The organism is Bacillus sp. AP50 (assembly GCF_040492675.1).
GTDB lineage: Bacteria > Bacillota > Bacilli > Bacillales > Bacillaceae_G > Bacillus_A > Bacillus_A cereus.
The window spans coordinates 1-12,515 of the sequence record NZ_JBEUTW010000124.1; the positions used below are offsets into that span (position 1 = coordinate 1).

Sequence of the window (12,515 nt, forward strand, 5' to 3'; positions counted from 1 at the left end):
GCTTTAATTTTATATATGTAAAGTAAAAAAAAACCATTAATATATATATATTTTATTAAATAAATATTTTTAAATGATGAATTTGGGTGTTTTTTTATATTTACGCAATTATCCTTTGCAAAATGAAAATGATTATTGACATTTATAGTTATTTAATTTATTCTAAAATTAGTTAATTTATGGAAAGGGTTAGTGGGATGCTAATTAATAGAGTCAGAGAAATGCGCGCACGTCACAAGTGGTCTCAGCAAGATTTGGCTAAAAAAATTGGGGCCACAAGACAAACGATTGGGTTGATTGAAAAAGGGGATTATGCACCCTCCATAACGTTAGTCTTAAAAATTGCCAAAGCTTTTCAAGTTACAGTAGAAGAAGTTTTTTTCCTCGAAGAGAAAGGGTGAGCAAAATGTTACAAAAACTAATAAAATCTCCTATTGTTCCTCTGTTTTTATTTATTCTGTTAGTTACTTTTTTTATTTTTTCTCTGTATAATCCTCAGGATGAAAAACAGTTGTTGGCTAGGATATGTCTCTTTCTACTTACTGCCTTAACTTTTATTTGGGCGATCCTGATAAGATACTATAACCAAAAACATCCTGAAAACAGAATCCGCTTCTCTGGGCTTCTTCCTTCCGAATTTCTTGACATGGACGAAGGGCAGCAATGGGTTACTCATAAAGCATGTAGAAATGTTTATATCTTCTTTTCAGTTGGATTGCCGGTTACTGCAGGAATTTGTTTCCTATTTTCTGAGTTTGTTCTTACTCCCTTTTTCGCCATTGGATTTTTGGGTATTGGTCAATACCTGGTGTATTGGCTGACGGTTCGTAAATTAAATAAATATTAAAAAGGAAGTGATGTAATGCTTGAATGGGCACAAGATCAATCGACTGTCTTGCAATTTGTTGTAATTTTTGTTGTTGCTTTCGCTCCTTGGATGGATGTATCTATTGTAGTTCCTATCGGTGTGGCATGGGGGCTGCCACCGTTTGGAGTTGCAATAGTGGCTTTTACTGGTAACTTGCTTTTAGTTTTACTACTAGGATTTTTCTTTAAGCAATTTTACGCATGGAGAGAAAAAAGAAGAAAAGCAAAAGGGATTACGGCTCCCTCCAAACAAGAAACAAGATCCAGAAAAATTTGGGAGCGATACGGTATTCCAGGTCTAGCGCTTCTTGCGCCAATTTTTGTTGGTACTGACATTGCTGCTGTTTTGGCCTTAACATTTGGTTCCTCTCGGACGCAAGTGATAAGTTGGATGACTGTTAGCTTAGCTGTTTGGACAACTATATTCACTATTGGTTCCATGTATGGCTTTAGCTATCTAAACATTATTTAATATAGAGGGTGAATTTATGGAACATCGGCTTTCTTTGCCAGAAGAAATAGTTCTATTAGGGGCGAATCATCTTCGTTTGAAGTATCGTTCCTATACAGAAACATATAGCATTGGGGCTATATTTATTGAATTACTTTTAAAAAAGAAAATAGAGTTGGATACAAAGGGAAAAGTTATAGTTGTTGATGCTGATACAACTGGAGATGATTATTTGGACCAAGTTATCCTTATTCTTGTCAAATCATTTAGAACGAGAAAATTAAAAGCTTGGATTAAGTATTTCCATTTCAAAACCCGGTTACGAGGAAAGATACACAATTCTATTCTTCAAGAACTGCAAAAAAAAGGGGCAATCACCTTAGGTTTAAAAGTTCCTTTTCTACCTCTACGAAAAATCACCGAGATTAATCAATCGCGAGAACAAGTTGTTAAAATGATTCATTCTCAGCTCATCTATAATAAAGTTCCTGATGAACAGACAGTTGTTCTTTTATATTTGCTGAAAGAGACAGGATTATTAAAAGATTATTTTAACTCAAAAGAAAGAGCAGAAATAATGAACTGTATAAATGAGCAAAAAGACCAGCTTTCAATTGATATAAATTCTATTCAACGGATTGAAAAAGCCATACAGGATATTACAGCTTGTCTTGCCTCTTTAGGTGGGGCACTAGTGACTCCTTAGACGGTAATTATTCCTTAATTAAATAGTGAAGGGAGATACAAAATGAACTCACTAATTATCAATACAAATAATCTCACAAAGACCTACAAAAAAAATATAGTTGTAGATTCTTTAAACATGAAAGTCAGTCAAGGTGAGATTTACGGATTTTTAGGTCCGAACGGTGCAGGGAAAACTACGACTATTCGTATGTTGCTTGGTCTTATTCGCCCCACTAAAGGTGATGTGAAGATATTTGATCAGGATTTAAAGAAGGATCGCTTGTCAATTTTAGGGAAAATTGGATCTCTTGTTGAAACACCGACCTACTACGGTCATCTCAGCGGATATGAAAATTTAGAAGCTGCCAGGCGACTGCTGCGAATAGATAATACAGATAGAGTAAAGGAGGTACTCAAAATTGTTCAGCTAGAAGGTGCCAAGGATAAAAAGGTTAAAAATTATTCCCTAGGAATGAAACAAAGGTTGGGTATTGCAACTGCTTTGTTGAATCGTCCGCAGCTTTTAATTCTAGATGAACCAACCAACGGTCTTGACCCTGCTGGTATTCATGAAATACGTGAACTTATTAAAGAAATGCCTGCAAAGTTTGGAATGACTGTTTTGGTTTCAAGTCATTTACTTAGTGAAATAGAGTTGATGGCAACTCAGGTGGGTATTATTCAAAATGGGAAGATGCTTTTTCAAGATTCTATTGAGGTTCTAAGGAAAGAAAGTGAACCTAAAATTAAAATAAAAGTCGATAAGCCCTTGGAAGCAGCTAGTTCTCTTAAACATAAAGGCATTGAGGCAAATTTTGAAGAAGAAGAAGGGACTGTGTATATTCAAGAATCTTCACCATCTATAGCTGGGGAAGCCAACAAGGTACTAGTAGAGGCCGGATTTACAGTCTCCCGCCTGGAAGGTATGAAAAAGTCACTTGAAGATATCTTCTTAGATCTTACAGGGAAAGGACAGAGCTTATAATGGGACCGATATTCTCGTCCGATTTAGTTAAAATAAAACGTTCATGGTTTTGGGGACTTGTCCTATTTTTCCCTGCTGTATTAGTAGGAGGGGTAACTCTGCTACTTTTGCTGAATGCTGGTGATATACAGCAGGAGGTCTCGGAAGGTAGGAGTTATAACATTTGGGGTACCATATGGATGATTACATTTTACGGCAACTATTTTATTATCCACCTTTCCGTTACAATTTTATGCTCGTATATTGCTAATTTAGAGCACCAGGCAAGGTCGTGGAAACTTATCTTTTCTATGCCAATATCCAAGACTCAATACTATTGGACGCGCTACATGTGGATATGCTTTGGTGTACTATTTTCGGGGTTATTTTTAATGGGTGCTATGTGCCTTTCTGGATTTTTATTTGGAGGGAGCGCTACATTTAATGCCTCTAGAATCTTTTATTTTACAATGTTTCCATATCTGACTTCTTTTGCTCTTATTGGGCTGCAGCTATGGATGTCCATGGTATTAAATAATCAGGCGATACCGATGATGATGGGAGGAGTAGGAATAGCCTTGGGGCTATTTTTGATTCAGCTGCCGGGGGTTACACAATATCTTCCGTGGGTCCTGCCATACCAAGTAACATTTTCAAATGAAAATATCATTACTGATTTTTCTAGTATAGTTAATTCCCCTAATTACCAGTGGGAATGGGTTTGGATTAGCCTTGGCATGGGCTTATTTTTCACTATCATTGGATCGATACATTTTTCCAATAGAGAAGTAGATTAGGAGGAAGAGTATGTTTAAAGATGTATTATGGAATGATTGGCTGAAGCTTAGGAACTATACGCAAATTTGGCTGATTATTCTGATAACACCTCTATTTCTTACTGTTGTTGGAGTGGCCAACTATGTTACTCATATCCATGTTTTTGAAGAGAATGGAATGGTAGGATGGACGGGGGCATGGACCCAAGTCGAGTTTTTGTATGGAACTGTTCTTTGTCCACTACTTTCAAGTGTGTATCTGGCAATACTCTGCCGTTTTGAACATGCAAATGGGGGGTGGAAGCAACTTTTGTCCTATCCTATTCCAAAAGTATACTTTTATCTATCAAAGATGATATGGGGTTGGCTGTTGGTAGGAATGACAAATGTTATGATGTTTTTGTATTTCCTTATATTAGGGAAAGTGATGGGGGTGACAGGAACATTTCCATATTTCGAATTTTTAGGCATGTTTCTAAATGGGTGGTTGTCCATTCTGCCTCTTATAGCCCTTCAAACCTGGCTGGCGATACAATGGAAAAACTTTTCTCTTCCAATTGCCTTGAATTTTGCTTTTATAATTCCGAATATCTTTGTGACAGGTTCAAAGTATGGAAGATATTATCCTTGGTCACAGCCTGCTTATGCTATGACACCCGAAAATCAACTTGGATTTACACAGACAACCCAAGATTTGTACCTAGCAGTAATAGGTGGTTTTCTCTTGTTTAGTTTAGCTGGAGTCTGGAATTTCATGCGTACTGAAATGAAATAAATACCTATCCAAAATAAGGAGGGAATTATAGTGAAAAAAGGCACCATTATTACCATTATGGCGGTAGCAGTAGTTGTTTTAGCTATCTTGTTCTTTTTTGGACCTTTAGGGGAAATGTTTGCATAACCTACAATTTGATGTAAAAGATGAAACGAAATATCCAAAGTCTATTTATTAGACTTTGGATATTTCGTTTTTAAGAACATATTCTATCTCTATGCCCTTAAAAACGAAATAGCTAAAGGAGATATTTATATAAAAAATTTCATTTAGTCATTGTGTAAAGTTTAGTTCAGTAATCACCTCCTATAAATTATAGTTTGTCAATCTAAGTGCGAAAGTTCCTACTGAAAAGCTTTGTGGGCAGTTTTTCACCCTAAATATTTTTTGTCTTTGAATACTAAGAAGCAGCACCTGATTGAATTGGTCTTGTGAGACAGGATGAGCTTTATTGTTTTTTAGTGCCGTACTTAATAATACAATTCATCAAATATTAAAGTGTGTAAAGGATAATTTAAAGACCAGAGTTTTTTGGGAAGATGGAGAAGAGAATAATTTTTATCGTTCCCCTGTTTGAATATAGAGGCATTTTACATTATAGATCGTGATTAATCCAACGAAAAAATTTTGTACAATAAAATTAGACTATCTCTTTTAAGTAATTAATTCTCACTTTACGCTTATTAAAAAAATAAACCTGCATCTGATGAGATGCGGGTTTATTTTTTAACTATATGTTATCATTTTCGCTTGTTGTGACCACAACAGGCGATAAAGTTCACATTCATTAAGCAGAGTATCGTGGCTGCCGATTGCCTCGATACGCCCTTGATCCATAACAATGATAGCATCTGCATCAGTAATGGCTGCCAAACGATGAGCGATAACCAACTGGGTAATACCATTTTTCCGGAAAGTATCATTAAGCTTCTGCTCGGTTAGTGAATCCATTTGACTGGTTGCTTCATCTAAAATTAAAAGAGAAGGGCTCGTAGCTAGAGCTCTGGCTATGGCTAATCTCTGCCTTTGTCCCCCGGATAAATTTTGGCCGTTTTCCCCGATAACCGTGTTATACTTAAGCGGCATTGAAAGGATATCCTCGTGTAGTGATGCTAGTTGGGCGGCTTGCTCCAATTGGTCTACAGGTAAGTCCTCGAAGAAAGATATATTTTTATAAATTGTGTCATTAAACAGGTACGTTTCCTGAAGGACTATGCCAATCTGAGTTCTCAAATCTTCATAATCCACCTGATTCATATGTTCTGATCCATAATAAATAGAGCCCTCGGAAGGGGAATAGAGCCCAAGCAGTAATTTAATTAAAGAGCTTTTTCCACTACCAGTCGGTCCTACAATACCTATTTTTTGTCCTGGTTCTATACTCAATGAAATGTTATGTAAGACAGGTGATTCTCCTTTATAGGCGAAGCTTACATCATCAAAAACTATAGGAGTATTCTTAAAATCGATTTTTGTTTTTCCGCTAAGTTGTAGATTTTGCTCTGTTTTTGCAGAGAGTACATCAAAGACCCTTTCAAAAGCACTGAACAAAATTTGAAAGGATTGAAAGTAAGTAATGAGAGAATTAATGGGCGTTAAAAAGGAGAGAGCTAAAGAATTAAATGCTATTAGGGCACCGATAGTCATAAATCCATTAGAAATCTCCCTCATTCCCAGCATTAAAAGAAGTAGCGGAGCAACTAAGCCCATGCTGCTTACAATGCTGTTTAAAAGACCACTTCGAGAAAACCTTAAGGAGAAGTAATTCATTTGCTCCGAGAATAGTTCTGTCCAGCCATTAAGAATTTTGTCTTCCCTTCGTGTAGACTTAACTAGTAGAATGCTACGTAGTCCTTCCATCAAATAACTTTGAGCGGTCCCCTGAACCGCCAATTCTTGTTGTGAATAGCTTCTTATTGAACCTAAAAAGAGAAGCATCAGAAAAATTTCAGTTATGGCGATTATTAAGGTTATTCCACTTAAAAATACTGACTGTGTAAACATGGTAATTAGACATATCAAAATCATTGTTACATCCAAAATTATTGCGATTCCGGTAGTTGATAGGATCTCCCGAATCATCGAGATATTGTTCAGTCTTGTTGCAAGGTCTCCTGTATTCCGTTGTTCAAAAAAGGTAAGCGGAAGTTTTAATAGATGTGTTAGATAATCTGCAGATAGCTTAGTACTGATATGTCTTTGAAGCTGTGCAAATAGAATACTTCTAATATAGGAAAAAAGTAGGCTAGTAACAAAAATGGCTCCTATAATTAAAAAAATATTGCTGATTATAGAGGATTTTTCAAAATCCATATACCTATCGACAATATAACCTATCATAAAGGGTACGGTCAGGCTAAGGGCCTGAACAAGGATGGAAAATATAATCATTAAAATGCTGTACTTCGGTTTAATCATAGCGTAATAGAGAAGCATTTTGTTACTGCTCTTATTACTGGATCCCTTATTTACTCGCTCTGTGCATTCAAACGTAAGCACTATTCCGCTAAAATGCTGCTCTAGCTCCGTTAGGTTTATTTTTTTTCTGCCTTGAGCAGGGTCAATAATGATAGCTGATCCAGATTTGATTTTATCCAAAACTACATAATGGCTGTGATCCCAGTGTAGGATAGCAGGCAAAGTAATTTGATGGAGTTGGTCCAGTTTTTCTATCTTAAAAGCACGGCATTTGAATCCGTAATTTTCTGAGACGTTCTTTAAAGTTAATGCGCTGACTCCGTTTCTGTATGCTTGGCACTCTTCGCTAAGAATGTAAAGAGGAACTTTAAGTTCGTAGAAAGCAAAAATCATAGAAAGACAGGCTGGCCCACATTCGTTTTGACTCACCTGCCTGATAACCGGAACATTTGTCCAGCGCTTTATTCTTTTTTGCTTCTGTCTAGATGACATTATTTAACCTCCTATAAACTACCTATAGCTCTAGATATCTAGAGCTATAGGTAGTTGAAATTCAAAACTTATTTTAGTGCTGTTATAGATTCTAAGTGAGTTATTGAAGGAACCCCGTTTATATCATAAAGCTTAAGTAGTCCTAAGCCGACACCTGAAATGCCTACCATTGCACCATATGTTTCTAGGTACTGAGGGAGACCGCTTTTCCAACCACCTTGTTGAATTTCATCCAATACATGTTCTCCTACTGCATAGCTGTACTGTTTCCAAATATCCTCTTTAAGTACTTTGCTTGCCAGCAACAGCACATCTAAATTTCCTACATCTCCATGACAAAGGGAATGGTCTCTACCGAATCCTTCTTTTATAATGGTCTCTAAACCGTCTCTGATTTCAATGTCAATAAGAGAATCGGAGTAACCTGCCTCTTTCAATAGCAGACGAGATAAAACTACACCCGATGCTCCATGACACCAAGCACAAGGGAGTTGAGGCAGCTCAGCAGCGCTTGGGAGGGCCCAATTCTTTTTGTCTTCCATGTACAAGCTTCGTTCATAAGCTAATCCTTGTTTGAGGGTATCATATAACATTTGCTCCCCGGTCAGTTGATAAAGTTCATGCAAGGCCCAAACAATACCAGAAGTTCCGTGAGAGAAACCAGGTAATGCATCTTCGGAGACGGATATCTTCCAACCAATGCCTATAGTTTGAGGTATAGCTTTTTGAAGAATATGTTCTCCGAATTTCTTTGATGCTTCCAAGAAGATTTCATCTCCTGTCTGTTTGTAAAGATCTAGACAGACAATAAGTGAGCCTGCTGAACCATCTATAATATCCACTTCCTGTATATATGGAATAGATTCAATGAGCTTTGGCATCACTTTATTTACAGCTTCCATTAAGGAAGGTTCATCTAATATTTTTGTTAGGTGGTTAAGCGTATAAATATTAGATAATACTCCAGTAAAAGCGCCTAATGAAGCATACTTAGGATAAGCTAATATCTCCTGAAGAGAGTCTTTTATAGGAGGTAAACATTTTTGTATATAGGCCCTATACTTCGAATCTCTAGTATATTTATATAAATAACCAAAAAACAGAGCAATACCGCTTATTCCATCATATAAATCATTCCCTAGAGGAGCAATTCTCCAGAGGCTTTCTGCATTGTCAGTAAGGCGGGTCCCGATCCAAGAGACATCCTCTTGTCCATTATTTGTTCCTTGTATAGACTTATCTATCAGGTAATCCGCTACTCTTTTTGCTTCTTCTAAGAACGGATCTCGATCTATTTGGTTATCCGGAATGGAAGGGATGTAACTTGACTTTTTATCTGATGGAGATGATTCAAGTGCCAGCATTGAAAGTTTAATAATTTGTAGCTGTTCTTCATAATCTTTTGGACCAAGCCCATCTATTTTTTCGAGTGTTTTTGCCAAGCTACTTGTTTTATAGTAGTTTTCATAGCAACGCCCGTGGCTGTCGTAGATATGGGGTTGTCCTGGTTCTGTTGTAAAATACGGAATATCTCCTTCCAACAAGTCTGCTTTTTCCGCGAGAAGAACCTGCTTTAATTCTGGTTGCATTTCTGTATCAAGCCATAATTTTCCTAAAAGCATCTCTCTGTCTAGGCCATCCCGTAAATAGTCCGGATGATAGCTGATAGCGAGAAGGTTTCCGTATCTGTTAGTAGCCCGCAATACCTGCCTTACTTTTGTATTTTTAAATCGGCTGATCTCATTTTTTAGGCAATCTTTGTTCGCGGCCAGTAAATCATAGGCTTCCTTGAATCCTGCCATCATGTCATCTATATACATAGTGACACTTACTTTTTTACCATTTAATGTTGGATAATTTGAGCTGGCAGGAATTTTAATGTATCCACGTTCTACTTTTTGTTCATCTGTGTTATTCGACTGGATAACTGGTACTTTGGAAGGATAAATCTGTTCCTCACCGTTAGCCATCCCGCTTATGTTGAGGCCCCGTCCCTCAGCTTTATTGAATAACGTGAAAACTGGTAGGATATTGGTAGCCAAAACAGATTGACTTAGTGTTTTAAGTGCTACTTCTTGAGCAGTAACTGACTCGGTTGACTGTACGGCATCTTGATTAAAGAGAGTTTCTAGATCAATTAGCATTGGATATTCGCCGCTGGCAATCAGGTTTTCGTTGTGAAAATCAATAGCATTTATAGAATATAAAAGTGCCAAATAATATCCCATTCTACGATAAAAGTTGTTTACTTCCTGTTCGGTTGAGCATTCTTTATGTTCTATAAACTCACTCCAGCCGTATGTACCCCTATCTAGTAGAGTGATAGGTAGAAGCTCCAATTTTTTCTCTTTTAGTTCGTTAAACCAGCACAAAAGCTGTTGAAATTGTTCATCGATTTTTAAAGGCCTTGGCTTATACACTAGATTCCTGTTACCGTTGAACTCTATGATAACTACTCCTTTCCCGCCGTTGTGTGAATCGGAGATGTTCGTTTTTATATCCTCCATGGCCGTTATAGGAGTACCATTAAAAAAATGCTGTTCGATTGTCTTCTTATCATGTAGAAGGTGATCGTAAATTTCTGCAAAATTATCTGCCCATCTAATTGTCTTTCCTGAAAGAATTCTTACTAAGACAGGGTATTGCTTATAAAGTTGTGCTAAGTAATTTTTATCGGTTAAAAGTGTATAGGAAAAATATTTATAACGCTCTTGAGGTGTTTCTCCGACAAGAAGCTCTTTTAATCTTGCTACATTCAATTCCAAAGTTAGAGTTCGGAAGCTCACTTTGCTGAGTGTTTCGGCCAAATTACGCACAAGCTGGAAAAGTACCTTTTCTTTTGATAATGAGAAACCATGTTTTTTTTCAGATAATGAAACTGCTTTTTCTATTCTCTCAACCCCAATTTTTAAAAAGGGGAGTAAAAAATTAAAAAAAGCAATTGGCTCATTTGGATTAAGAGTAATTATTTTTTTGAGAATGTGTGGCAATTCCGGTTCCTGATGATTAAATCTTTCTAATTCACCAACAATAGCAAGCCACTCAGAACTGGAATCGAAGTCATAGTTATTACTTATCATTATTTTATATAAATCCTTGTGTTCTATATTATGTAAATGTAAGTTTTTTAAAAAGAGATCTTCGTTTTTGCCTATCCCGTCTATCCAGTTGCTGATCCGGAGATTAGAATAGTCATCAGGCTGCATTTCTTGAGCGAGATTACTAGTTGTGCTCTTTTGGACTCTTTCTTCTATGAAAAATGCCTTTTTTAAAGCTTGATTTGCAAGCATGGGATCACTCCTATATGTAAATAAAATCTTTAATAATTATGCAAGAATAATAATAGAGGATTGGGGGTATCATGTAAAAATATAAAATACCTTTAGAATTAGAAAGAAGATAGCAATGCTATCTTCTTTCTAAAGGTATTGCAAAGAACTGAAATAAGTATTTTTGTAATAGTGCTAGCTGTTTAAATCATCTGATCGTGATTCGAACAGCTTATGCTATTAGCAAGACCAGCTCCAACAAGACCATGATGGACAAATTGAGCAATCTTTTGTCCATGTACAAGTACCACCACAACCAGTAGCACCCACTACTTTATCAAGATCAGCGTCTGAAAGTTCTGCAAGAACATCTCCTGCAGGATTTACTGGCATTTTGCTAAGTTCTGCTGCTGAAAGAGTAGAACGTTTAGCTGGATCATTCCAGTATTGGATAATTTTATCATTCATATAATTCACCCCCCTCGAAGTAAATTTATAACATTTTATATAAAAAAGCAATATATATTTTATATTTTTTGAAATTTTTAAATTTTATCCGTTATATATGTATTTGACACTTAAGAGCTATTGGTAGGCCAGATGAAAGGTTTGTAAGAGCATTCCCTGCAGGGAGGATTACTGGTATTTTGCTAAGTTCTGCTGTTGAAAGAGTAGGGCACTTAGCTGGGAGATTCCAGTATTAGATGATTTTATCATTTGTGAAATTACCTCTTTTATAGTGAGAAATATAGTGATTTATATATAAAATATATAATTATATTTTATATTTTATATTTTTATTTTGGGAAAATGATCTGTTACATATGCATTTGACACTTAAGGAGCTGTTGGCAAACTGGCTGAAAGTTTTTTGTACCCGACCTAGGTGAAGATCTGGACTGTAAGGTAAGGGTGATAGTAGCTGTAGCTTAAAATAAGGGTATATCATAGTCTGAAGGAAGGCGGTAAGCTTTCTTTTCAACAGTCTATTTCCAAAGTTCTAACGAGTATATACGCTCCGTCTTTTTCTAAGTCTTGAATTTTGTCTGGGGGAACGTTCACATGATGTAATCAGATTGGAGCAAGTTTATATAGAAGAAGGTTATAGGTGGTAATAGACATAGATTTTGAAAAATTCTTCGATAAGGTAAAACTATGACAGACCTATGATGACACACTCTCAAAAGATTAAGCATCTTAGATTAATCTATACATACCTACAAGCAGGAATAATGGACAAGGATTAGTCAACCTAAACACAGAAGGAACTTCACAAGGAGGCTTATGATAAATTTTGTATACGGTGGTCCATTGATTCTGCTTTTATCTAATATTATTCTAGATAAATTAAAAAAACAGTATTTTCCAAATAAGTATTTTAAGATCCAAAGCAGAACTCGGGAAATGATGTTAAGAAAGTAATATATAAAGATGGAAAACCGAATAAAAGAATTGAATTAGTACTTTATTGAATGAGGATACTACAAACTCATGGATACACCATCGAAACTAAAAGAACTTGAAGGTGGGTTTACACGTAGACTGAGAATGATTCTATGGAAGGAGTGGAAGAACCGAAGAACTGGAGTCGAAAATCTAAGGAAATAATTAGGTGCTGGAGAGAAAGCATACAAATAGAGAGTTTTTTGAAAGGGATACTGCGAAAACAAGGATTGAAGAGCCTAAGGATAAGATTATGAACAATTGCGTATAATTTTGAACCGCTGTATATGGAACCGTATGTACGGTGGTTTGAGGCCGACAGAAGTTAGTCTCCTACCTCTATCTCAATTGATTATATGTTGGGATTTTATAT

10 protein-coding genes and 1 pseudogene are annotated in these 12,515 nt (G+C 36.2%); 8 read left to right on the forward strand and 3 right to left on the reverse strand.

Annotation, left to right across the window (positions count from 1 at the left end):
- Positions 1 to 197: 197 nt before the first annotated feature.
- The 7 genes from ABWK52_RS11045 to ABWK52_RS11075 are packed head-to-tail and all read left to right on the forward strand — an operon-like array spanning position 198 to position 4,520.
- Positions 198 to 401: a helix-turn-helix transcriptional regulator gene (locus ABWK52_RS11045; protein WP_098507782.1), complete on the forward strand. Its 204-nt coding sequence runs from the start codon at positions 198 to 200 to the stop codon at positions 399 to 401.
- A 5-nt stretch (positions 402 to 406) separates the two neighbouring features.
- Entirely contained in the window at positions 407 to 847 is a 441-nt protein-coding gene (locus ABWK52_RS11050) for a hypothetical protein (protein WP_098507781.1), read from the forward strand.
- 15 nt (positions 848 to 862) lie between these two features.
- On the forward strand, positions 863 to 1,339 hold the full coding sequence (locus ABWK52_RS11055) for a small multi-drug export protein (protein ID WP_098507780.1): 477 nt from the start codon (positions 863 to 865) through the stop codon (positions 1,337 to 1,339).
- Between the two features lie 16 nt (positions 1,340 to 1,355).
- Positions 1,356 to 2,024 (forward strand): GOLPH3/VPS74 family protein, encoded by a 669-nt coding sequence (locus ABWK52_RS11060; RefSeq protein ID WP_098507779.1) that lies wholly within the window; start codon positions 1,356 to 1,358, stop codon positions 2,022 to 2,024.
- Between the two features lie 42 nt (positions 2,025 to 2,066).
- Complete coding sequence (locus ABWK52_RS11065; RefSeq protein WP_098541833.1) at positions 2,067 to 2,990, forward strand: ABC transporter ATP-binding protein; 924 nt, start codon at positions 2,067 to 2,069, stop codon at positions 2,988 to 2,990.
- Complete coding sequence (locus ABWK52_RS11070) at positions 2,990 to 3,766, forward strand: ABC transporter permease (protein ID WP_062821226.1); 777 nt, start codon at positions 2,990 to 2,992, stop codon at positions 3,764 to 3,766. The genes ABWK52_RS11065 and ABWK52_RS11070 overlap by 1 nt, the downstream gene beginning before the upstream one ends.
- 10 nt (positions 3,767 to 3,776) lie before the next feature.
- Entirely contained in the window at positions 3,777 to 4,520 is a 744-nt protein-coding gene (locus ABWK52_RS11075) for an ABC transporter permease (protein ID WP_098507777.1), read from the forward strand.
- 726 nt (positions 4,521 to 5,246) lie between these two features.
- Here ABWK52_RS11075 and ABWK52_RS11080 read toward each other — a convergent pair.
- From ABWK52_RS11080 to ABWK52_RS11090, 3 genes are all read right to left on the reverse strand, one after another.
- Positions 5,247 to 7,430 carry a peptidase domain-containing ABC transporter gene (locus tag ABWK52_RS11080; RefSeq protein ID WP_098507776.1) on the reverse strand — a complete coding sequence of 728 codons (2,184 nt, stop codon included), beginning with the start codon at positions 7,428 to 7,430 and terminating at the stop codon, positions 5,247 to 5,249.
- 68 nt (positions 7,431 to 7,498) lie between these two features.
- Positions 7,499 to 10,720 carry a type 2 lanthipeptide synthetase LanM family protein gene (locus ABWK52_RS11085; RefSeq protein WP_098541835.1) on the reverse strand — a complete coding sequence of 1,074 codons (3,222 nt, stop codon included), beginning with the start codon at positions 10,718 to 10,720 and terminating at the stop codon, positions 7,499 to 7,501.
- Positions 10,721 to 10,939: 219 nt separating this feature from the next.
- Positions 10,940 to 11,167 carry a mersacidin/lichenicidin family type 2 lantibiotic gene (locus ABWK52_RS11090; protein WP_098507774.1) on the reverse strand — a complete coding sequence of 76 codons (228 nt, stop codon included), beginning with the start codon at positions 11,165 to 11,167 and terminating at the stop codon, positions 10,940 to 10,942.
- 1,020 nt (positions 11,168 to 12,187) lie between these two features.
- On the opposite strand from ABWK52_RS11090, the pseudogene ABWK52_RS11095 reads away from it, so the two are divergent.
- A pseudogene (locus ABWK52_RS11095) lies at positions 12,188 to 12,307 on the forward strand (group II intron maturase-specific domain-containing protein); the annotation flags it as partial.
- Positions 12,308 to 12,515 lie beyond the last annotated feature (208 nt).

What these genes read in the sequence shown, in the direction of transcription:
- ABWK52_RS11045 (WP_098507782.1), top strand. Translation starts at nt 198, where the DNA reads ATGCTAATTAATAGAGTCAGAGAAATGCGCGCACGTCACAAGTGGTCT.
- ABWK52_RS11060 (WP_098507779.1), top strand. Translation starts at nt 1,356, where the DNA reads ATGGAACATCGGCTTTCTTTGCCAGAAGAAATAGTTCTATTAGGGGCG.
- ABWK52_RS11055 (WP_098507780.1), top strand. Translation starts at nt 863, where the DNA reads ATGCTTGAATGGGCACAAGATCAATCGACTGTCTTGCAATTTGTTGTA.
- ABWK52_RS11085 (WP_098541835.1), bottom strand. Translation starts at nt 10,720, where the DNA reads ATGCTTGCAAATCAAGCTTTAAAAAAGGCATTTTTCATAGAAGAAAGA.
- ABWK52_RS11080 (WP_098507776.1), bottom strand. Translation starts at nt 7,430, where the DNA reads ATGTCATCTAGACAGAAGCAAAAAAGAATAAAGCGCTGGACAAATGTT.
- ABWK52_RS11090 (WP_098507774.1), bottom strand. Translation starts at nt 11,167, where the DNA reads ATGAATGATAAAATTATCCAATACTGGAATGATCCAGCTAAACGTTCT.
- ABWK52_RS11065 (WP_098541833.1), top strand. Translation starts at nt 2,067, where the DNA reads ATGAACTCACTAATTATCAATACAAATAATCTCACAAAGACCTACAAA.
- ABWK52_RS11070 (WP_062821226.1), top strand. Translation starts at nt 2,990, where the DNA reads ATGGGACCGATATTCTCGTCCGATTTAGTTAAAATAAAACGTTCATGG.
- ABWK52_RS11075 (WP_098507777.1), top strand. Translation starts at nt 3,777, where the DNA reads ATGTTTAAAGATGTATTATGGAATGATTGGCTGAAGCTTAGGAACTAT.
- ABWK52_RS11050 (WP_098507781.1), top strand. Translation starts at nt 407, where the DNA reads ATGTTACAAAAACTAATAAAATCTCCTATTGTTCCTCTGTTTTTATTT.